The sequence below is a fragment of the Pantoea sp. Sc1 genome, assembly GCF_000255315.1.
GTDB classification, from domain to species: domain Bacteria; phylum Pseudomonadota; class Gammaproteobacteria; order Enterobacterales; family Enterobacteriaceae; genus Pantoea; species Pantoea anthophila.
In genome coordinates this window covers 1,785,573-1,806,546 of the sequence record NZ_AJFP01000001.1, presented here as the reverse complement: position 1 = coordinate 1,806,546, position 20,974 = coordinate 1,785,573, and the positions used below count along the sequence as shown (strand labels likewise).

Below are 20,974 nucleotides of genomic sequence, written 5' to 3'. Positions count from 1 at the left end.
CACCTCATTGGTTGCGATTCGTTTTGTTTATCGGCGCAACGTGAGGGAACTTTATGGATGGCGACGGCTTTACGCCGTCACCAGAGTCAAAGGAAGGAAAATCAGGCGCGGGAGATTTTGAAAACGGAGACCGCCTGCATCAGTACGCTGGCCTGCTGCTCCAGTGCGGCGGCGGCGGCGGCCGACTCCTCAACCAGCGAGGCGTTCTGCTGCGTGACGCGATCCATCTCCGTCACCGCCTGTCCGACCTGCTCAATACCGCGGCTCTGCTCATCCGATGCCGAGGCGATTTCGCCCATGATGTCGGTGACGCGGGTGACCGCCCCGACGATCTCGCTCATGGTGCTGCCGGCGCTTTCCACCTGCAGTGAGCCACTGTTGACGCGCGACACGGAATCTTCGATCAGGCCTTTAATCTCTTTGGCGGCCTGTGCGCTGCGCTGCGCCAGGCTGCGGACTTCACCGGCCACGACCGCAAAACCGCGACCCTGTTCACCGGCTCGCGCCGCTTCCACGGCGGCGTTCAGCGCCAGGATGTTCGTCTGGAAGGCGATGCCATCGATCACGCTGATGATGTCAGCAATTTTCTTCGAGCTGCCCGCGATCTCTTTCATGGTGCTGACGACACCATCGACCACTTTTCCGCCCTGCTGCGCGGTTTCCGAGGCGGTCAGCGCCAGCTGAGAGGCCTGACGAGCGTTGTCCGCATTCTGCTTCACGGTGGCGGTCAGCTGTTCCATGCTGGCTGCGGTCTGCTCCAGCGAGGCGGCCTGCTCTTCGGTGCGGGCCGACAGATCGTTGTTACCGGCCGCGATTTCGCTGGCGCCGGTAAAGATGGCATCAGAGCCGTCGCGCACATTGCCGACCGTCATCACCAGTGACTGCTGCATCTCATGGATGCCTGCGGCCAGCTGGCTCATCTCGTTGCGGCCATCAACCACAATCGGCTGTGTCAGATCGCCAGACGCGATAGCGCGAATCTGAGTCAGCAGCTGGTGCAGCGGCTGAATCAGCACCTGACGCAGGCCAAACCAGCAGGCGACGATCACGGCAATGACCGTAACGCCAATCGCGCCCAGCAGCCACATCATCTGGGTGAAGGCACGCTGGTTCTGCGCCATGCCCTGATCGGAAAGCTCAGTCTGACGTTCACGCCATGCGCTGTAACTCTCCTGCATGGCAACCTGCTTCTGCTCGATGTTCTGTTTGAACATCCCTTCCAGATCGCGGGCCTGCAGGCTCGCCACCATCCCCTTCAGCCCTTTTTCATATTGCGCATAATCCGCTTCGAGTCTGTCACGCAGCGCCACTTCCAGGCCCGGCGTGGCAGGCAGATCGTAGTAGATTTTGAAGTGACGATCGGCTTCCGCTAACTGACTGTTAGCGCGGTTCATCAGATCATCCAGCTGACCGCCGTTCATCTGCGCCGCCATGCTGGTCTGCAACCGCAGCATGGCGCGGTTCAGTGTGGTGCGGCTGTTGTTCAGAGAGATATAGGCATCCGTCATCGAGGTGACGTTGCGGTTAGAGACCTGCGACAGTGCAAAAGCCGCTTTGTCATTATTCAGAGCGGACCAGAAAAGGCTGCCAGACATTAACTGGAGCGCGCCAAAGATAACCAGTACGGCGATTAAACTGGTCACCACTTTTATTTTTTTAACATCTCGTTCCCCTGCAGGTTGATTAAGGTGCAGCGGCTATATCGGCGTGATTACGGGATTAATTAACGCTTTTCGGCACCTGAAGACCGAAAATGGCTTTTGTAATTATTTTTATCAGCGCGGGGCTATCAGTTTGACTTTAGTCAGAAAAATCATGGAGGGCGCTGCGCAGCCCGCAGGATGCGCAGCGTTAAATCGCACGGATCGCCAGTGCGTTTCACTGGCGTGTGACGTTCTGTCAGCGGTCAGAAGGTTTCCCAGTGGGTGTCACTGACCGGTGCCGTCAGGGCTTTGCGTGAGGCGGGCTGCGCGGTCACGGGGGCGGCGATCGGCACATGCTTCGTCAGGGTCTGTGGGGCAGCGTCGCGTCTGATTTTAAACAGCGATACGGACTGGCTTAACCGGCTGGCCTGATCTTCAAGCGAGGCCGCCGCGGCCGCAGACTCCTCTACCAGCGAGGCGTTCTGCTGAGTGACACGATCCATTTCGGTGACCGCCTCCCCCACCTGATCAATTCCCCGACTCTGCTCATCAGAGGCCGAGGCGATTTCGCCCATGATGTCGGTGACGCGGGTCACCGCGCTGACGATATCGTTCATGGTTTCACCGGCGGTGCCGACCAGCTGTGAGCCAATGCTGACCCGGTTGACCGAGTCGTCGATCAGCCCTTTGATCTCTTTGGCCGCCTGGGCGCTGCGCTGCGCCAGGTTGCGCACTTCCCCTGCCACCACCGCAAATCCGCGTCCCTGTTCACCGGCGCGGGCCGCTTCCACGGCGGCGTTCAGCGCCAGAATGTTGGTCTGGAAAGCGATGCCATCAATCACGCTGGTGATGTCGGCAATCTTCTTCGAGCTGCCGGCGATTTCACTCATGGTTTTCACCACGCCATCCACCACGCTGCCGCCTTTTTCTGCGGTTTGCGAGGCACTGAGCGCCAGCTGTGACGCCTGACGCGCGTTTTCGGCGTTCTGTTTCACGGTGGCGGTCAGCTGCTCCATGCTGGCTGCGGTCTGCTCCAGTGAGGCGGCCTGCTGTTCCGTCCGGGCGGAGAGATCATTATTCCCGGCGGAGATCTCACTGGCACCAGTGAAAATCGCATCTGAGCCATCGCGCACCTGGCTGACGGTACGCACCAGCGACTGCTGCATCTCATGCAGACTGGCGGCAAGCTGCGTCATCTCGTTGCGCCCTTCCACGACGATGGTATGGGTTAAATCACCCCGGGCGATATGCCGGATGTGATCGATGCTCTCGTTCAGCGGCGTCAGAACGATTTTACGCAGTCCGGACCAGCAGAGCAGAATCACCGCCAGCACGGCGACCAGAATCGTGCCCAGGATCCACATCATCCGGCTGTAGGCCGCGCTGTTCGCCTCTGCGCCCAGCGAAGCCAGGCGATTCTGATCGGCACGCCACTCGCGATAGAGGGTTAAAAAGGCACTCTGACTGGGGGCGACCGGAATTTTACCGGCGGCGGTGAGATCGCCCGCCTGCAGCGCCGTCTGCATGGCACCCAGCGCCCCGGCATAATCCGCGTAGCGCTGGTCGAGCTGGCTGTTAAGTTGCTGATTCTGTCCCGGGGTGTCCGGTGTCTCTTTGAACAGCCGGTAAAAGCCCTCTGCCGACTGCTGGAATCCTTTGCTCTCTTCAAACAGCCCCGCGACGTCGGCAGTTTTGCCCTCCAGTTTGCTGGTAGCGAAACGTAACTGAACACGCGTCAGCAGGACCCGGCTCTGGTTCAGGCTGAGATAGGCGTCGTTCAGTGCCTCAGTATTTTTGGCCGCCAGCTGGGAGACCGCGAAACTCTGCTTGTCGTGGCTCAGCGCGGAGTAGAAAACAGAACCGGAGATGGCCTGTAAAAGCCCAAACACCAGCAACACCAGCAACAGACTGGTGACAACACGGATTTTCGTTAACATGATTAACCCTGAAAAAAGTAAGTGATTTGAGGTGACGTCTGAAGTATCGGCAGGAGGAGGCAAAAAATCAGAGGGGGAGACGTGTTTATTATCTGAACAGAAAGGGATAATTACCGGTGAGAATGATCACGGGCCGGTTAAGACCGGCCCGTGATGAAAACCTTACGCGCGCAGGTTATCGACCAGCGCCATCTCGTCGCTGCTCAGCAGCTTCTCGATGTCGACCAGAATCAGCATACGCTCGCCGAGCGCACCCAGACCGGTCAGGTATTCGGTAGACATGGTGACCGCGAACTCCGGGGAAGGACGGATCTGATCCTGGGTCAGCGACAGCACATCAGAGACGCCGTCAACCACAATGCCGACCACGCGGTTTTCCAGATTCAGCACGATGACCACGGTGTTGTCATTGTACTCCACATCGGGCTGTGCAAACTTCACGCGCAGATCGATGATCGGCACGATAACGCCGCGCAGGTTGGTTACACCACGGATAAAGTCAGGGGTGTTTGCGATACGGGTAACCTGATCGTAACCGCGGATCTCCTGCACCTTAAGGATATCGATGCCGTACTCTTCGTCGCCCAGCGTGAAAACCAGGAACTCCTGACCTACGGTTTCGCCAGCAATTTTTGTCACGGTTGCCATTCCATTCATGTTATTTACCTTTTCGTTTTCAATCAGGCGGCAGCGCCGGCCACACGTTTTTCACGGTTCAGAGATTGCAGGGCGGAGACATCGACAATCAGCGCGACGCTACCGTCACCCAGAATGGTCGCGGCAGAGATGCCCGGCACCTTGCGATAGTTGCTCTCCAGGTTCTTCACCACCACCTGATGCTGACCAATCAGCTGATCGACCAGCAGCGCATAGCGTTTGCCCGCGCTCTGCAGGATCACGACGATGCCCTGCGTGGCTTCCGTTTTCGCGCCTTGCACATCAAAGACGTTCCACAATTCAACCAGCGGCAGATATTCGCCACGCACTTCCAGCACGCACTCGCCACCCGCCAGCGGCTTCAGCTCTTCGGCGCGCGGTTGCAGCGACTCCATCACCGCATTCAGCGGCAGAATGAAGACTTCGTCAGCCACACGAACGGACATGCCGTCGAGGATGGCCAGCGTCAGAGGCAGCAGGATGCGAATGGTGGTGCCTTTGCCCTGCTTCGAGGCGATTTCGACGTGACCGCCCATCTCCTGAATGTTTCGTTTCACCACGTCCATACCAACGCCGCGTCCGGAAACATCTGTCACCTGCTCTGCGGTGGAGAAGCCTGGCGCGAAGATCAGCATGCCGACCTCTTCATCGCTCATGTTCTCGCTGACCGGCAGGCCGGATGAGAGCGCTTTAGCCAGGATACGTTCACGGTTAAGGCCGGCACCATCGTCGGAGACTTCGATACAGATGTTGCCGCCCTGGTGTTCCGCGGAGAGCGTCAGGTTACCGGTCGCAACCTTGCCAGCCGCCACGCGTTTCTCAGGCGTTTCGATACCGTGGTCCAGGCTGTTACGCACCAGGTGCGTTAACGGGTCGATGATGCGCTCAATCAGGCTCTTATCGAGTTCGGTCGAGCTGCCCAGCAGGGTCAGTTCAACCTCTTTGCCGAGCTTGCTGGCCAGGTCACGCACCAGACGCGGGAAGCGGCTGAAGACATATTCCATTGGCATCATACGAATCGACATCACCGATTCCTGCAGATCGCGGGCATTACGCTCCAGCTGACCCATGCTGTTCAGCAGGTCGCCATGCGCGACCGGGTCCAGCTCGCCGGAACGCTGCGCCAGCATGGACTGGGTGATCACCAGCTCGCCCACCAGGTTGATCAGCTGATCAACCTTCTCTACCGCCACGCGGATACTGGTGGATTCGCTTGATTTGGCCGGGGCCGCGGCGCGCTTGCTTTCACGCTTCGCTGGTGCCACCGGCAGTTCGGTGACGCTGGCCGTGTGGACTTCTTCCACCACGGGCGCGGCAACCGCCGCCACCGGTGCGGCAACGGCGTCGTCCGCTTCCGGGAAGCGGATCTGTGCTTCGTCGATGACGAAGCAGAGCACCGCCACGATGTCATCTTTGCCCACGCCATCGATGCAGACATCCAGCGTGGTGCTGCCTTTCTGCACGTTGGTCAGGGTGCCGAGATTGCCCATCTCTTCCAGCATCAGATCGACTTCTTTCTCTTTGAGGTCGATCAGCTGAACACGCAGGCCACTGCTGCTGGTGCTGGTGCTGACAGGTTCTTCACTGACAGGCACCACGCTGACCGGCAGTTCTGCCGGCAGACCTTTAGCCTCCAGCGCCAGCTGGCGCAGTGCTTCACAGATATATTTGAAGCTTTCCGCGTTCGGCTCCTGCGCGGTTTTATATGCATCGAGCTGTTCCTGCATAATATCTTTGGTTTCCAAAAACAGGTTGATGATGTCGGTGCTGAGCTGCATCTCGCCGCGACGAGCACCATCCAGAATGTTTTCCAGGATGTGAGTCGTTTCCTGTAATACCGTAAAACCAAAGGTTCCGGCCCCACCCTTAATGGAGTGAGCGGCACGGAAGATGGCGTTGAGCTGTTCAGAATCTGGCTCCTGCGGGTCAAGGCCCAGCAGGTGTTGTTCCATATCCGCTAATAGCTCATCGGCTTCATCAAAAAACGTCTGGTGAAAATCGCTGATGTCCATACTCACGGGAATCACCTCGGCTGTGAGGGGGCTGCTGTATTCACCGCGCTGCCCTGGGGTGCTGGCGGTGCGGTAATTTTTTCAATGGCCGCCGGATCGCTGATCTGGACGGCATCACTTTCTGCGTTCTCTTTTTCTATTGCCGCTTCGGTGTCATGGTTCAACACCAGCAGGCTGATGCGGCGGTTCACTGCATCATTCCCGCCGCGATTTTTCAGGCGCATGGTGTCGGCCATACCCAACACCCGCAAAACTTTGCCGCTGTCCAGGCCGCCCATCACCAGTTCACGGCGGGAGGCGTTAGCGCGGTCGGTCGAGAGTTCCCAGTTGCTGTAGCCTTTGTCGCCGCCGGCATACTGGAAGTCATCAGTATGTCCGGCCAGGCTGATGCGGTTCGGGATGTCATTGAGGATCGGCGCTATCGCACGCAGAATGTCGCGCATATAAGGCTCCACCTCGGCACTGCCGGTCTTAAACATCGGGCGATTCTGGCTGTCGATAATCTGAATACGCAGCCCCTCTTCCACCATGTTAATAATCAGATGCGGACGCAGCGTTTTCAGACGCGGATCGGCCTCAATCATCTGATCGAGCTTCTCCCGCAGCCGGTTGAGACGGATCTCATCCAGCTGACGTTTCTGCGCATCCATATCGACCTTTTTGTTCACTTCACCGATCTTTTTCGTCGGATCATCCCCGCCGCCGGGGATCGGGCTTTCGCTGTCGCTGCTGCGCTGCCCGCCGGTGATCGCCACTTTCAGTGGCGTTTTAAAGTAGTCTGCTATCTGCACCAGCTGCTGCGGGTTTGCGATCGACAGCAGCCACATCACCATAAAAAAGGCCATCATCGCCGTCATAAAGTCGGCGTAGGCAATCTTCCACGAACCGTGGCTGCCTTCATGGCCTTTATGTTTGCGCTTTTTGATCAGCACAATTGGGCGATTGCCGTGTTTCATGAAGCCTCGTCCGAAGTCTGTTTAGCCGGGTTCTTAGCGTTACGCACATGCTCTTCCAGTTCGCTGAACGACGGGCGCTCGGCGGAATAGAGCGTCTTACGACCAAACTCCACCGCAATCTGCGGGGCATAACCGTTCAGGCTCGACAGCAGCGTCACCTTGATGCACTGCATCATCTTGGTGGTTTCCGCACACTTCTGACGCAGAACGGATGACAGTGGAGAGATAAATCCGTAGGCCAGCAAAATGCCCAGGAAGGTTCCCACCATCGCATGGGCCACCAGTGCGCCCAGTTCCGCCGCCGGACGGTCGGCCGACGCCAGTGCGTGCACCACGCCCATGACCGCTGCCACGATACCGAATGCCGGCAGTCCGTCACCCACCGCCGCTATACTCTGGGCTGGTACGTCACACTCATGTTCGTAAGTCTCAATTTCTTCATCCATCAACGCTTCAATTTCAAAGGCGTTCATGTTGCCGCTGACCATCAGACGCAGATAGTCAGTAATGAAATCGACTAACTGTTTATCGGCAAGAATGCGGGGATAATTAGCAAAAATTTCACTCTGGCTGGGATCTTCGATATCGCGTTCCAGCGATAACATCCCCTGCTGACGCGATTTGGCCATTAGACGATAAAGCAGCGCCATCAGATCCATGTAAACCGCTTTGTTGTACTTTGAGCCGCGAAATAACAGCGGCAGCGCTTTCATGGTCTTTTTAATCGACTTGCCATTGTTGCCGACTAAAAAAGCACCGGCACCCGCGCCGCCGATCATTAATAATTCGGCTGGCTGATAAAGCGCGCCCAGATGGCCACCGACCAGTGCATATCCGCCCAACACGGAGCCTAAAACAACCAGGTAACCTATAATTATCAGCACAAAAAATCCTTACGTCCGTAACGTGTTGGTGGAAGTTAAGCCAGAGAGCCGCAGGCGTTATTCTCAAACCGGAAGCAAAAAAAAGCAGCGGTATTAACCGCTGCTGGATGGCTTCCACAGTGCGAACAAACTTAAACGGCGTGTTTAACCTGTTCATCCAGCAGTTGTGGAAACATATCGGCAGATTCTGCAGAAAGTTTACGTCTTTTTACGGCACGTGATGGTGGCTGGCACAGGCTGCAGGTAAAGCTGCCAACCGGCTGATGTGCATGGTTAATAAAGCTGCCATTGCAGCATTTGCAGTCAGCCAGTTCCAGCATGCCACTTTCAACAAATCGGACCAGGGTCCAGGCGCGGGTCAGCGCCAACAGCGGGCCCTCGTCCGATTGCGGACACTGCTCAAGGTATAACCGGTAGGCTTTGATGACGGCATCGACGCCACTGCACAGGCCGGTTTTCAGCAAAAATTTCCAGGCGTTACAGAACATGGAAGCGTGGATGTTCTGCTCCCAGGTCATGAACCAGTCCGTGGAGAACGGCAGCATGCCTTTTGGCGGCGGGCTGCCACGCAGTTCTTTATAGAGCTTAATCAGACGACCCCGGCTCAGCTGGGTTTCGCTCTCTAACATCTGTAAGCGTGCACCTAACGAAATCAACTCCATTGCGAGCTGAATGTCACGCGCTTCCTGAACAATACTTTTCTCACTCATGACATTGCTCTCTTTTTAGCAGGCAGATCTTCTTTAGACGCATTACGCAGTAAACGGCTGGATAATAAAATGCCGGTATGAATCTGCTGTAAATCATCCACGCGGGATTCCTGCGTCAGGCGATTAATCGTGCTGCTGTCGGTAAAACGAAACTGGCAAACCAGCTGATTGGTTTCCGCCATTTTTACCATTTCAGGCAATGTTAATTCTGATAATGCATTCGCCATTTTTTCGTCAATGCCGAGGCGAAACATTGCAGAAGCTTTATCCTGGTTAATTAAACGCTGCGCAAGCAGTAAATAAGACAAGTTGAGATCGTAAATATGTTTCAGTACTTCAGAGGTGCCCATTATTTTCCATCCTGAGAGATGCGACGTAACTGTATCGCAGAATAAGATCTGCGGTTCGAGCTGCTGTTTGATAAATCAAAAGATGGCAAAAAAATTTCACATAAATTTGATGTCACTGTTTTTCGCCTTCTGTTTTTTGTGAGTTTCAGACCCACCGAAGGTCGAAAATCCATGCCATTTTATTTTCGAGTTCCGGACATCTTCCGTGACGCCTTCTTACTTTTTTTAGGACTATTCCGAAAACAACGCAAATCTATATCGTCTGATTTCGGGTTACAACGACAGCCAGGAGAAATTTTAGATAAAGTGTGACGCAGATCACACTTTTAAGGCAAATTTCTTCAGCAACCCTTTACCATTGCTTATCGAGTGGTCATTTTTTGAGCAAAAAAGAGCGATTTTAAGTCCAATTTGTCCTGAGAAAGGTTTAATAGGGGGTAAAAGCAGCGTTATTCGACGGTTTGCGCAGTCCGGAATGAATAATGGGTGTTAATCGTTTTAACACCCTATTTAGAACCATTTAAAGATGAGTAATCAGCATTTTATGCTGAAATACAGGCCGGGTATTTGCTGTGAAATTAGTTACTTAAGGGGAGCAACGCTGCGGGTATGTAAATAAATCGTCAGGGTATAACGGCTGTGAGAAGGCCTTCTGACAACCTGGCGTTAACAGTGACAAGGGGTCGCTAAGGAACCGGCACCTGATGTAACAAGGGTTTACATAAGAAAGCCGAATGAGTTGAGGGGTACGCATACGATGGCACTATGAGTATCGGCACGTCGGGCTAAAACTTGAGTTAAAAAGGTAAAGAAAGCGGATAAGCCCTACAGCGCGGGATTTCTGCGTGGGTTGCATTTATCGGGCCAGCCTCACGCCCTGATCGGCCTGCCAGACGAAATGCGCCGAAAACGGCGTATCAGACAAGTTGTGGTGCTTGCGGAAAGGTTTGAAAAGCGGTGGGGCGAAAAACGGCGGCGATATCGCAGGGATATCGCCGCCGTTGTTAATGAGGTCAGGCGAGTTTCGGGAAGGTCGCGACCTTATTATCGGTGCCGTGGTCAGCGCTGCGCGGGGAAATGGCTTCCAGGTCTTTCAGGAAGTTTTCACGCCAGGCGGTAATATCGTTCTTACGCAATACCGCCATCATGTCGTTGTAGCGCGAGATCCTTTCCGTCCGCGGCATGGTAATCGCTTTATCCAGTGCCGCCGCCACTTCATCGCGGTCATAAGGGTTCACGATCAACGCTGAGGTCAGCTCGTTGGCGGCCCCGGCAAAGCGGGAGAGCACCAGAACGCCGGGATCGTCCGGGTCCTGGGCGGCGACATACTCTTTAGCGACCAGGTTCATCCCGTCACGCAGCGGCGTGACCAGGCCGACGTCAGTCAGGCGGAAGATTTTCATCAGCAGGCGACGGTCAAAATGCTGGTTAAGGTAGTAAAGCGGGGTCCAGCCCAGCGTGCCGTACTTACCGTTGATACGCCCGGCTTCGGTCTCCAGCTGATGACGGATATCCTGATACGCCTGCACATCGCCGCGCGAAGTCGGGGCAATCTGCGAGTAGCGGATTTTGCCGCGATGCTGCGGGAAGTTCTCCAGCAGCGCTTCGTAAGCCAGAAAACGCTCCGGCAGACCTTTGGAATAGTCGAGACGCTCACAGGCGATAATGTTGCGCGCATCACCCAGCTCTTTTTTCATCGCCGCCATCTTAGGCGGCAGAGGTCCTTCGGCCATCTCTTTAATACTGTCCGGCTCAATCCCGATAGGGTAAACCTCAGTCATAAAGGTATTGCCAAAGGCGCGGTGCTTTTTATCGCCCTTATTCTGCAACTGCGTTAGCTGGCTGACGCTGTCGAGGAAGGCCACGCGGTCAGATTCGGTCTGGAAGCCGAGCAGATCATACTCGCACAGCATCTCCAGCAGCTCTTTATGCGGCGGCAGTGCATTGAATATTTCCGGGGTCGGGAACGGAATATGCAGGAAGAAACCAATGCGGTTATTAATGCCCGCACGGCGCAGCGCGGCGGCAAACGGTAAAAAGTGATAATCGTGGATCCAGACAATGTCATCAGGCTTAATCAGCGGTTTCAGACGCTGCGCAACCATATCGTTTACGTCACAATACCCTTCCCAGGCTTCACGCTGGAACTGCACCAGGTCGAGACGATAATGGAAAGCGGGCCAGATGACGGTATTGGAGAACTGGCAATAGTAGAGATCATATTCGTTCTGGTTGAGCGGGAAGGAGGCATACTCAATGCCCTCATGTTCCTGAACGCTGACCTGCTCCTCTTCTTCACCAGAAAACTCGCTGATTTCACCGTTCCAGCCAAACCACAATCCACCCGTGCTTTTCAGGGCATCGAGGATGCCGACGGCCAAACCGCCTGCACTGGTTTTAGACCCATCTGGCATGGCGACACGGTTAGATACAACCACTAAACGACTCATAACCTAAACTCCTTACCGACGTTGTCTTGCTCTAATAGTAATAATGTTTTTTCCAGCCAGCCGTAAACCGCATCGACATCAGTAAGCCGATAATGGGCCTGGCTGGAACCTTCACCGACCTTAATCGAGATGCCCTGCTGCGCGTTAACCGCCACAAAGCCCTTCTCGTCGGTCAAATCGTCACCGATAAAAACGGGGGTACGTCCGGCAAACGGGGCCTGCTGCATAAGGTCGCTGATCGCAGCGCCCTTATCGATGCCTGCCGGTTTAATTTCAACGACACATTTCCCCGGCTGCAGAGCCAGTCCGGGAAAACGCTTCACGGACTGTTCGGCCAGTCGCATCACATCCTGCTCATGCTGCATCGCCTGGCGATAGTGGAGCGCAAAGGCCATGCCTTTTACCTCCAGCTGCGTACCAGGCCAGCCTGCCATGGCATCCTGCAGTTCCTGCCGGAGCGCCTGCTCGACCTCGGCGGGCAGGCTGATGCGATGCAGCTCACCCTGCGCATTGCGGCGCTCTGCACCATGCACGCCCGCAGCGGGTCCATGCCAGGGCGCGGCCAGCGCATCAAGCTGTGCAATGGGTCTGCCGGAAACCAGCGCGAGGGCACCCTGACAATGGTCAGAAAGCTGTTGCAGTTGTGCGATGACCTGCTGAGGAATGAATACCGCTTCGGGACGGGACTGTATCGCTGCCAGCGTGCCGTCGACATCAAAAAAGAAGGCGTACTGTCCGCTGCGTAATGCCGGATACGTGGGATGTGTCTCTTCCACCTGGGTCACGTCACTTCTCCTGAAAATCAGATTTAATAAAACATTGAGTTGAAACAAGAATGTCCTGACGCAGTCAGGTCAGCAAGCGGGAAATTCTGATAAAGCGGTGATTGAGGGGCAAAGCTGGGTAAATAGATAGGTCACTCTCCTCAAACGTGCAAACGCATTGCTGACAATACTGACTCACTGAGAACATCTTCAGATTAAGTGTAGTCATTAATAGGGGTAATGCCAGAAAGATGCACTTTTCATGCCAGCCGCTGCGGTTAAGTAAGCAGAAAAGTAGCCAAAACAGGAGGCGTGCTGTTTCCCCCGCTGCCCCGCAGGGCCAGTGCTGACCGGAGCTGCGGCCGTTTCGCTTCGGGGACCCGGCGGCCTGAAACGAAGCTTAAGCTTCTTAAGGTATTCCTAATATTGAAAGCGCACTCTCAGCACACTTTCCTTTCCTCGGGTGCCTGCACACATGGCGTTTACACTGAAGAGGCCGCTGATTAGCCGCCTGACTCTGCTCCTCCTGGCGGCGATCTATATCGCGGTTTTCCTTAATCTGGTCTATTACCGTCAGGTGCTGGCGGTGATGCCGCTGACGAGCCTGCATACCACGCTGGTGTTTTTATCCATGCCGCTGGTCGCCTTCAGCGTCATCAATATCGTGCTTACGCTGGCCTCATTTTTCTGGCTGGATCGCCTGCTGGCGGCGCTCTTTATTCTGCTCTCCGCGTCGGCGCAGTATTTTATCCATACCTACAACATCGTGATCGATCGCTCGATGATCACCAACATGATGGATACCACCGCCTCCGAGTCTTTTGCCCTGCTGACACCGCAGCTGCTCCTCACCCTGCTCACCTCAGGCGTGCTGATGGCGCTGATGATGTTCTGGCCGCGGATAAAACGGCAGCAGTGGCGCGGGGTGCTGGCACGCCTGCTCAGCATTGTGCTGTCAGCGGCGCTGATCGCGCTGATCGCCCTGCTCTTCTATAAGGATTACGCCTCGCTGTTCCGCAACAACCGCGAGCTGGTCAAAGCGCTGAGCCCCTCTAACAGCATCGCCGCCACGCTCTCCTGGTATAAGCATCATGAGTTGCAGAATGTGCCGCTGGTACGGATCGGTGAAGATGCCCATCTGGACGCCAGCCACAGCCGGGGCAAACCGAACCTGACGATTGTGGTGCTGGGTGAAACCTCACGCGCACAGAATTTCTCGCTGGGCGGATATGACCGGCTGACCAATCCCCTGCTGGCGAAAGATGATGTGATTTACTTCCCGCACACCACCTCATGCGGTACGGCGACGGCAGTGTCCGTACCCTGCATGTTTTCCAACATGCCGCGCGCCCACTATGATGATGTGCTGGCGGCCCATGAAGAGGGGGTGCTGGATGTCATTCAGCGCGCCGGGGTCAGCGTGTTGTGGAATGAGAATGACGGTGGCTGTAAAGGAGCATGCGATCGGGTGCCGCATCAGGATATGACCAGCCTGAACCTGCCCGGCATGTGTATTGAGGGCGAATGTTATGATGACGTGCTGTTCCACGGCCTGGATGAGTACATCAGCCAGCTAAAAGGCAACGCGATTATCGTTCTGCACACCATAGGCAGTCATGGCCCGACCTACAGCCATCGCTACCCGCCACAGTTCCGTCAGTTTGAGCCGACCTGTGACACGAATCAGATTCAGGACTGTTCACAGCAGCAGTTGATCAACACCTATGACAATACGCTGCTCAATGTGGATCACATCGTGGATAAGGCGATTGGCGTGCTGCGTGCGCATCAGGATCGCTTTACCACCAGCCTGGTCTATCTCTCTGACCACGGCGAGTCGCTGGGGGAAAACGGGGCTTACCTGCATGGCCTGCCCTATGCGATAGCGCCCGATACGCAGAAGCATGTGCCGCTGCTGATCTGGCTCTCCCCGGATTATCAGCAGCGTTATGCGGTTAACCGCACCTGCCTGAATAAACTGGCGGCGACAGACGATTTCTCACAGGATAATCTGTTCTCAACGCTGCTGGGATTAACCGGCACCGCAACCCACGAATATGTGCCTGCGGATGATATTTTGACATCGTGTCGGAGCCAACACGAATGAAGATACTGATAGTGGAAGATGACGCCCTGCTGCTGCAGGGCCTGATACTGGCGCTCGAAGGTGAAGGTTATGTCTGCGATGGCGTCACCAGCGTTCGGGATGCGGAAGCGCATTATGCCAGCGGCCTCTACAGTCTGGTGGTGCTGGATCTCGGCCTGCCGGACGAGGATGGACTGCACTTCCTGATCCGTCTGCGGCGGCAGAAGAAGATGACCCCGGTCCTGATCCTCACCGCCCGCGACACCATCAGCGAACGCATTGCCGGACTGGACGCGGGTGCCGATGATTATCTGATCAAACCGTTCTCGCTGGATGAGCTGCTGGCGCGCATCCGTGCGCTGATCCGCCGCCACGTCAATCAGGGCGACAGTCAGGTCAGAGTGGGCGCGCTGGCGCTGGATATGACCCACCGTCAGATCACGCTCAGCGATGAGCTGCTGGATCTCACCCCCAAAGAGTTTGCGATCCTGTCACGGCTGATGCTGAAGGCCGGCAATCCGGTTCACCGCGAAATTCTCTACCAGGATATCTATAACTGGGAGACCGAGCCGTCGACCAATACGCTGGAAGTTCATATTCATAATCTGCGCGACAAAATCGGCAAAAGCGCCATCCGCACCGTACGCGGATTTGGTTATGCACTGGTCACGCAGGAGACCCCGCGCGAGGCAACATGACAGGACGATTCGATCACCGCAGTATGCGCTTTCGCCTGATCCTGACCATCGGCCTGATCCTGCTGGTCTTTCAGGTGATCAGCGTGGTCTGGCTCTGGCATGAGAGTAAAGAGCAGATTCAGTTTCTGGTGGAAGCGCAGCTGCAGAAGCGCAACATGGACAGCCACGTCAAGCGCGAGGTCCATGAAGCGGTCGCCAGCCTGGCGGTGCCGAGCCTGGTGATGATTACGCTGACGCTGCTGCTCTGCTACCAGGCGGTGAAATGGATCACCCGGCCGCTCTATCAGCTACAGCGTGAGCTGGAAAGTCGGGGTGAAGATAATCTCCACCCCATCACCTGCCACAGTCAGGTTCATGAAATCGAGGCGGTCACCCTGGCGATCAATCAGCTGGTGGCGCGCCTTAACACCAGCCTGGAGCGTGAACGTCTGTTCACCGCCGATGTGGCGCATGAGCTGCGCACGCCGCTGGCCGGCTTACGGCTGCATCTGGAGTTAATCGAGCGCAACAGCGATGTGAAAGTGCAGCCACTGGTGCAGCGACTGGATCAGATGACGCACAGCGTCTCGCAGCTTTTAAGTCTGGCACGCGCCGGCCAGTCCTTTACCTCCGGCACCTACCAGAACGTGGGACTGATTGCAGATGTGATCCTGCCGATGGAGGCGGAGCTGAGTATCATGCTGGAGGCGCATCAGCAGACGCTGCTGCTCGATCTGCCGGAGGAGCAGTTTGTGCGCGGGGATGCGACGCTGCTGAAGATGCTGCTGCGCAACCTGGTCGAGAATGCCCATCGCTACAGCCCGGACAACAGTACGATCACTGTCCAGCTACTCGCGTCTCCGCAACCGATGCTGGTGGTGGAAGATCAGGGGCCGGGCATTGATGAGAGTAAAAGTGGTGAGCTGAGTAAAGCGTTTATCCGCATGGACAGCCGCTACGGCGGCATCGGACTTGGGCTGAGCATTGTCAGCCGTATCGTCCAGTTACACCGGTTTCAGTTTTTTCTGGAGAACCGCCGGGACAGAAGCGGTTGCCGGGCCGTGGTCAGATGTTAGGCGCTGAACCAGGCACTGAGGAACAGAATAAGGGTCGCTGCGGTAATCAGCAGGGCAGCATATTCACTCAGCGGACGCGGAGCCGCAACGGGCAGGGAAGCAGACACAGTTTTCATAGTAACCTCCTCAACAGGAGCCGCCAGTATCGCGACTGCAGATTAAGGAAACATTAAGATCGCGGCGCGGGCGAAAAAATATCCGCGCTGCCCGCCCTCGCCCCTCTGCCTTGCCCCCTGCTGCATGCGCTGCGTGCTCTACACTTAATGATGACATTCCGTCAAAGGAGTTAAGCCATGAGCCAACGCATGCACAAATATGCCTTTCCGGTCAGTAAAGCCCGTAAATATCTCGAACCGGGTCCGGTGCTGCTGCTCAGTTCGCAGTACAACAATGAGCAGGACATCATGACGCTCGGCTGGCATACGGTGCTGGAGTTCTCGCCCTCTCTGGTGGGCTGCATGATTGCCGGTATGAATCACAGCCACGCGCTGATTCGCAACAGTGGCCAGTGCGTCCTCAATATCCCGGCCGCTTCACTGATTGATGAGGTGGTGGCGGTCGGCAACAGCCACGGCGACCAGCTGGATAAGTTCGCCGCGTTCGGCCTGACGCCGGAGCCGGGTCAGGTGGTCAACGCCCCCATGATTGCCGAATGTTTTGCCAGCTTTGAGTGCCAGCTCTATGACGACTCGATGGTGGCTAACTACAACCTGTTTATTTTTGAGATCGTTAAGGCACATGTGGCCGAACAGCCCGAATACCCGGCGACCCTGCACTACACCGGCGAAGGCCGCTTCAGCGTGATGAGCGATAAAATGCTGGATAAGAGCGGAGATTTTAAACCGGAGATGCTGATCTAGTTGAAAGCCCTCCGCTGCGCCCCCATTCACCTCTTTCGACCTGACAGGAGTAAAATATTATGGCAATCGAATACGCAGTTATCGCGGGTGGCTGTTTCTGGTGTACCGAAGCGGTCTTTAAGGATGTGATCGGCGTAGAGTCGGTTGAAAGCGGTTATACCGGCGGCGCGCGCCCGAATCCTACCTATGAGCAGGTCTGCAGCGGCGCGACCGGCCATGCGGAAGCGATCCGCATTGGGTTTGACCCCGAGCAGGTGAGTTTTGGCGACCTGCTGGATATCAGCTTCGTGACGCACGATCCAACCCAGCTTAACCGCCAGGGTAACGATATCGGCACCCAGTATCGCTCCGCCATTTTCCCGGCTAATGCCGGGCAGGAAGCGGAAGCGCGTGCCGCCATTGAACGTGCTCAGGCCGACCATGATGTGCCGGTGGTGACCACCATCGAGCCGCTGAAGGAGTGGTATCCTGCCGAAGCCTATCATCAGGATTACTGGGAAGGCGCGGGCCAGCGCAACGGCTACTGCATGGCGGTCATCCCGCCGAAGCTGCAGAAGCTGCGCAAAAGCTTCGCTAACCGGGTGAAGAGCTGATTTCAGCCATCCGCGGGACGGCATCCGGTTTGAGATGTTGCTCAGGATGTCGTCCTGCCCGCTGCCCTGCTCTGTCCCACTGCGCGGACAGGACGGGAAATCAGGCGGAGAAATGGCCAGTTTCAGGCCGGAATAAATCAATTCGTTCAGAGCTTAAGCGAATAGATCAAAAGAAAAAATAGTGCTTGACCGTTTTCAGCCGACTCCCTATAGTACCGCCCCGTTGACCCAGCGCGGTCAGCGAAACAAATGTGGTGAGGTGTCCGAGTGGCTGAAGGAGCACGCCTGGAAAGTGTGTATACGGCAACGTATCGGGGGTTCGAATCCCCCTCTCACCGCCACATTCTGAAGAAGAGCCTGAACGAAAGTTCAGGCTTTTTTTTGCATATTGCACGGAGAGGGGGTGAGAAGCCCCGCCGGGGTGCGACAGCGGGCGCAGCCCGATGGACAGCGGAGCCTGCGACGCTGCCCGCAGGGTGAGCGAAGCGAATCAATCCCCCTCTCACCGCCACATTCTGAAGAAGAGCCTGAACGAAAGTTCAGGCTTTTTTTTGCATATTGCACGGAGAGGGGGTGAGAAGCCCCGCCGGGGTTCGACAGCGGGCGCAGCCTGCCCTCCATAATAAGAAAACCCGGCCGGAGCCGGGTTTGGGCGCTACACTTCTACTCAATCGAACACTAGCTGTACGCGTGCAGGGTGCGCTGACACAGCGCTGAACGCACACAATCCTCTTTGCCGAAGCGCACAATGCCAACCATCTCGTCCTCTTCAAACCGCGCCAGCGCGTCTGCGAGACCAGAAGGCACCCCAGCGGGCAAGTCGCACTGGGTAATATCGCCGTTAACAATGACCGTAACGTTTTCGCCCAGTCGGGTCAGGAACATTTTCATCTGCGCGGCGGTCACGTTCTGCGCCTCGTCCAGAATCACCACAGCATTTTCAAAAGTGCGGCCTCGCATATAAGCGAAAGGCGCAATCTCAACTTTGGCAATTTCCGGACGCAGACAATATTGCATAAAGGATGCGCCAAGACGTTTAACCAGAATGTCATAAACCGGACGGAAATAAGGGGCGAATTTCTCAGAAATATCGCCGGGCAGGAAGCCCAAATCCTCATCTGCCTGCAGTACCGGGCGCGTAACGATAATCCTGTCGATATCCTTATGAATCAGGGCCTCAGCCGCTTTCGCGGCGCTGATCCAGGTTTTACCGCATCCGGCTTCACCGGTTGCGAAGATCAGCTGCTTCGTCTCTATGGCATTAAGATAGTGCGCCTGAGCCTCATTCCGGGCTTCAATCGGCAGCCGGTCGCGCGCATCGCGTGCCATGCCAATCGAATCCAGTCCGCCCATATGCACCAGCGAAGTGACCGACTCTTCTTCGCGCTGACGATGACTCCGTGAGTCATTGCGAAGCACTCTTCTCGCTTCACGACGCGCTTTGATCACTGCTTTCTGTCTTCCCATAGTGGCACCTTTCAGTTGGTTTCATTTCCCGTGTCAGGCCGGTGGCCCGTTACGATTACGTGAACGCTTTAGAGGTTTCAGTTGGCTTCCTTTTAAGCCATGACAGGACAGGATAGTGGGTATGCAGCAGCGCAGAAGCGTGGCTGAACACCGGATAAAAAAGGAAACGGTAAGACAAAAGAGTTGGTTGAAGGAAGGAAGAAATAACGAGGCAGAATGGCCCTCGCGGTCAGGCGCAATCTATTTACTGACAATGACTTTCCATAAAAGACTCGACCCATGCGCGAACTCCAGTGTGATACATCGACACGTCCGATTACGCCTGTTTAATAAAGTGCATCATTTTGTTGAACCTTTGCAACAGTAATTTTAACTGCTGGCAAAGGAATTGCTATTCGCGGGTAAGCCTTTATTTTACCATTTCGCTTAAAAACCATTAATTTCAGTAACTTGTATTATTTTAATTCGGCAAAGCCCCGGCTGATTCTCAGTTAAAACTCAGTCAGTCAGGTTACGGGAAAGAAAAGTCGGACGGCCAGAAATCGGGCCGTCCGCAGTGGTTGAAATTTAATCAGGCTTCCAGCAGGGATTGGGCTAAATAATGGCTGGCGTCCGGGACACCCGGCAACGCAAAGAAATAACCGCCGCCAAAGGGCCGGATATATTCTTCCAGCGCCTCGCCGTTCAGTCGCCCCTGCACCGTCAGAAATCCGCGCTCCAGATCGTGCTGATAGCAGACAAACAGCAGGCCCATCTCCAGCTGCCCTGACGCCGAGATCCCGGCGGAGTAACTGTAGCCGCGGCGCAGCATCAGACTGCTGGCCGTCTCTGGCGTGCGGGGGTTAGCAAGGCGAATATGTGCATCCAGCGCAATCACCTGCCCGTCCGGATCGCGGGCATAGTCAGGAACATCATGCTCATGCTGCATCCCCAGCGGAGCTCCACTCAGCTTATCGCGCCCAAAGATGGTCTGCTGCTCGCCCAGCGGGGTGCGATCCCACATCTCCACGTGAAAGCGAATCAGCCGCACCGCCTGATAACTGCCATGACGTGCCCAGACCGGTTCATCCTGATCCGCCGTCACCCACAGCAGCTGATTCATCAGGGCAGCGTCGTGCGTATCCGGATTCGCGGTGCCATCCTTAAAGCCCAGCAGGTTAATCGGCGTCTCCTGCCCCTGACTGCGCGCCGCGTGGTCAGAGATAAAGCCTTCCCGTCGCCAGCGAACCCCAAGCAGGTCGGGGGTGTGCTTGATCATATCGCGCAGGGCATGGATCACCGTATCCTGGGTGTTGGCGCAGATCTGCAGCAGCAGATCGCCATGACACTGAGCGGCATCCAGCGAATCGTTAGGGAAGCGCGTCATCGGCTGCAGTTTTTTCGGCTTGTGCGGGGCCAGACCAAAACGCTCATCGAACAGGCTGCTGCCGACCGACACGGTGATGGTGAGATTATCCGGCGCGATCGTCGGGCCGAGAATGCCCGAATCCATTGGCGGCAGCTGCGGGTTGGTGACGACCGGTGCCGGCCCGCCCGCGGTAAGAAAGGCGATGCGCTGGGTCAGCAGCCGGAAGAGCCGCACCAGATCGGCTTTATCACTGCTGAGCAGGTCAAACGCCACCAGCATCATTGATGCCTGTTGTGGCGTGATAATGCCCGCCTGATGCTGACCATAAAACGGCTGCTTTTGCTGCCGCGCCTGAGGCGTCACCGTACCCGGCGAAAACGTGTCGGCGGCGGCGGCATGAAACGGGCAACCGCCGGAGAAGGCAGCGGCGCCGCCCAGCAGGCCCAGCCCTTTTAATAAACGACGACGCGCAGGCTGCTGCGCGTCCTCTGGCTTACGACTCAT

The 20,974-nt window shown here is 56.1% G+C and carries 17 protein-coding genes and 1 tRNA gene; 6 read left to right on the top strand and 12 right to left on the bottom strand.

Annotation, left to right across the window (positions count from 1 at the left end; all coding sequences use genetic code 11):
- Positions 1–101 precede the first annotated feature (101 nt).
- From S7A_RS08325 to otsB, 10 genes are all read right to left on the bottom strand, one after another.
- Complete coding sequence (locus tag S7A_RS08325; RefSeq protein ID WP_009089673.1) at positions 102–1,646, bottom strand: methyl-accepting chemotaxis protein; 1,545 nt, start codon at positions 1,644–1,646, stop codon at positions 102–104.
- Between the two features lie 260 nt (positions 1,647–1,906).
- Positions 1,907–3,580 carry a methyl-accepting chemotaxis protein gene (locus S7A_RS08320; protein WP_009089671.1) on the bottom strand — a complete coding sequence of 558 codons (1,674 nt, stop codon included), beginning with the start codon at positions 3,578–3,580 and terminating at the stop codon, positions 1,907–1,909.
- A gap of 162 nt (positions 3,581–3,742) precedes the next feature.
- Positions 3,743–4,237, bottom strand: a complete 495-nt coding sequence (cheW, locus tag S7A_RS08315; RefSeq protein WP_009089670.1) for a chemotaxis protein CheW — start codon at positions 4,235–4,237, stop codon at positions 3,743–3,745.
- Between the two features lie 23 nt (positions 4,238–4,260).
- Positions 4,261–6,249 carry a chemotaxis protein CheA gene (cheA, locus tag S7A_RS08310; RefSeq protein WP_192810378.1) on the bottom strand — a complete coding sequence of 663 codons (1,989 nt, stop codon included), beginning with the start codon at positions 6,247–6,249 and terminating at the stop codon, positions 4,261–4,263.
- Positions 6,250–6,260: 11 nt separating this feature from the next.
- A complete protein-coding gene (gene motB / locus S7A_RS08305) occupies positions 6,261–7,205 on the bottom strand; it encodes a flagellar motor protein MotB (protein WP_009089667.1) in 945 nt (314 codons plus the stop codon).
- Positions 7,202–8,089 carry a flagellar motor stator protein MotA gene (gene motA / locus S7A_RS08300; RefSeq protein WP_009089665.1) on the bottom strand — a complete coding sequence of 296 codons (888 nt, stop codon included), beginning with the start codon at positions 8,087–8,089 and terminating at the stop codon, positions 7,202–7,204. The genes motB and motA overlap by 4 nt, the downstream gene beginning before the upstream one ends.
- A 131-nt stretch (positions 8,090–8,220) precedes the next feature.
- A complete protein-coding gene (gene flhC / locus S7A_RS08295; RefSeq protein WP_009089663.1) occupies positions 8,221–8,799 on the bottom strand; it encodes a flagellar transcriptional regulator FlhC in 579 nt (192 codons plus the stop codon).
- Entirely contained in the window at positions 8,796–9,149 is a 354-nt protein-coding gene (gene flhD, locus S7A_RS08290; RefSeq protein WP_009089661.1) for a flagellar transcriptional regulator FlhD, read from the bottom strand. The genes flhC and flhD overlap by 4 nt, the downstream gene beginning before the upstream one ends.
- Before the next feature lie 1,013 nt (positions 9,150–10,162).
- Positions 10,163–11,599, bottom strand: coding sequence for an alpha,alpha-trehalose-phosphate synthase (gene otsA, locus S7A_RS08285; RefSeq protein WP_009089660.1), 1,437 nt, complete (start codon positions 11,597–11,599; stop codon positions 10,163–10,165).
- Positions 11,596–12,384, bottom strand: coding sequence for a trehalose-phosphatase (gene otsB / locus S7A_RS08280; RefSeq protein WP_009089658.1), 789 nt, complete (start codon positions 12,382–12,384; stop codon positions 11,596–11,598). The genes otsA and otsB overlap by 4 nt, the downstream gene beginning before the upstream one ends.
- 454 nt (positions 12,385–12,838) lie before the next feature.
- Between otsB and eptA the strand changes: the two genes are divergently transcribed.
- The 6 genes from eptA to S7A_RS08250 all read left to right on the top strand — a co-directional run bounded on the left by eptA (position 12,839) and on the right by S7A_RS08250 (position 17,996).
- Positions 12,839–14,470: a phosphoethanolamine transferase EptA gene (eptA, locus tag S7A_RS08275; RefSeq protein ID WP_009089656.1), complete on the top strand. Its 1,632-nt coding sequence runs from the start codon at positions 12,839–12,841 to the stop codon at positions 14,468–14,470.
- On the top strand, positions 14,467–15,147 hold the full coding sequence (pmrA, locus tag S7A_RS08270) for a two-component system response regulator PmrA (RefSeq protein WP_009089654.1): 681 nt from the start codon (positions 14,467–14,469) through the stop codon (positions 15,145–15,147). The genes eptA and pmrA overlap by 4 nt, the downstream gene beginning before the upstream one ends.
- Entirely contained in the window at positions 15,144–16,202 is a 1,059-nt protein-coding gene (gene pmrB / locus S7A_RS08265; protein ID WP_009089652.1) for a two-component system sensor histidine kinase PmrB, read from the top strand. The genes pmrA and pmrB overlap by 4 nt, the downstream gene beginning before the upstream one ends.
- A 293-nt stretch (positions 16,203–16,495) precedes the next feature.
- The gene (locus S7A_RS08260) at positions 16,496–17,062 is read left to right on the top strand and encodes a flavin reductase family protein (RefSeq protein WP_009089649.1); all 567 of its coding nucleotides are present in this window, start codon (positions 16,496–16,498) and stop codon (positions 17,060–17,062) included.
- Between the two features lie 59 nt (positions 17,063–17,121).
- Positions 17,122–17,655, top strand: coding sequence for a peptide-methionine (S)-S-oxide reductase MsrA (msrA, locus tag S7A_RS08255; protein WP_009089647.1), 534 nt, complete (start codon positions 17,122–17,124; stop codon positions 17,653–17,655).
- Between the two features lie 253 nt (positions 17,656–17,908).
- Positions 17,909–17,996 (top strand) — tRNA-Ser (locus S7A_RS08250).
- A 337-nt stretch (positions 17,997–18,333) separates the two neighbouring features.
- On the opposite strand, the gene phoH is transcribed toward S7A_RS08250, so the two are convergent.
- Both phoH and efeB read right to left on the bottom strand, forming a co-directional pair.
- Positions 18,334–19,122, bottom strand: a complete 789-nt coding sequence (gene phoH / locus S7A_RS08245; protein ID WP_009089645.1) for a phosphate starvation-inducible protein PhoH — start codon at positions 19,120–19,122, stop codon at positions 18,334–18,336.
- A gap of 571 nt (positions 19,123–19,693) precedes the next feature.
- Positions 19,694–20,974, bottom strand: a complete 1,281-nt coding sequence (efeB, locus tag S7A_RS08240) for an iron uptake transporter deferrochelatase/peroxidase subunit (protein WP_009089642.1) — start codon at positions 20,972–20,974, stop codon at positions 19,694–19,696.

Excerpts from the sequence above, each read along its gene's own strand:
- S7A_RS08320 (WP_009089671.1), bottom strand. The coding sequence starts at position 3,580 with ATGTTAACGAAAATCCGTGTTGTCACCAGTCTGTTGCTGGTGTTGCTG.
- cheW (WP_009089670.1), bottom strand. The coding sequence starts at position 4,237 with ATGAATGGAATGGCAACCGTGACAAAAATTGCTGGCGAAACCGTAGGT.
- cheA (WP_192810378.1), bottom strand. The coding sequence starts at position 6,249 with ATGGACATCAGCGATTTTCACCAGACGTTTTTTGATGAAGCCGATGAG.
- motB (WP_009089667.1), bottom strand. The coding sequence starts at position 7,205 with ATGAAACACGGCAATCGCCCAATTGTGCTGATCAAAAAGCGCAAACAT.
- flhC (WP_009089663.1), bottom strand. The coding sequence starts at position 8,799 with ATGAGTGAGAAAAGTATTGTTCAGGAAGCGCGTGACATTCAGCTCGCA.
- flhD (WP_009089661.1), bottom strand. The coding sequence starts at position 9,149 with ATGGGCACCTCTGAAGTACTGAAACATATTTACGATCTCAACTTGTCT.
- otsA (WP_009089660.1), bottom strand. The coding sequence starts at position 11,599 with ATGAGTCGTTTAGTGGTTGTATCTAACCGTGTCGCCATGCCAGATGGG.
- eptA (WP_009089656.1), top strand. The coding sequence starts at position 12,839 with ATGGCGTTTACACTGAAGAGGCCGCTGATTAGCCGCCTGACTCTGCTC.
- pmrA (WP_009089654.1), top strand. The coding sequence starts at position 14,467 with ATGAAGATACTGATAGTGGAAGATGACGCCCTGCTGCTGCAGGGCCTG.
- pmrB (WP_009089652.1), top strand. The coding sequence starts at position 15,144 with ATGACAGGACGATTCGATCACCGCAGTATGCGCTTTCGCCTGATCCTG.
- S7A_RS08260 (WP_009089649.1), top strand. The coding sequence starts at position 16,496 with ATGAGCCAACGCATGCACAAATATGCCTTTCCGGTCAGTAAAGCCCGT.
- msrA (WP_009089647.1), top strand. The coding sequence starts at position 17,122 with ATGGCAATCGAATACGCAGTTATCGCGGGTGGCTGTTTCTGGTGTACC.
- phoH (WP_009089645.1), bottom strand. The coding sequence starts at position 19,122 with ATGGGAAGACAGAAAGCAGTGATCAAAGCGCGTCGTGAAGCGAGAAGA.
- efeB (WP_009089642.1), bottom strand. The coding sequence starts at position 20,974 with ATGAGTCGTAAGCCAGAGGACGCGCAGCAGCCTGCGCGTCGTCGTTTA.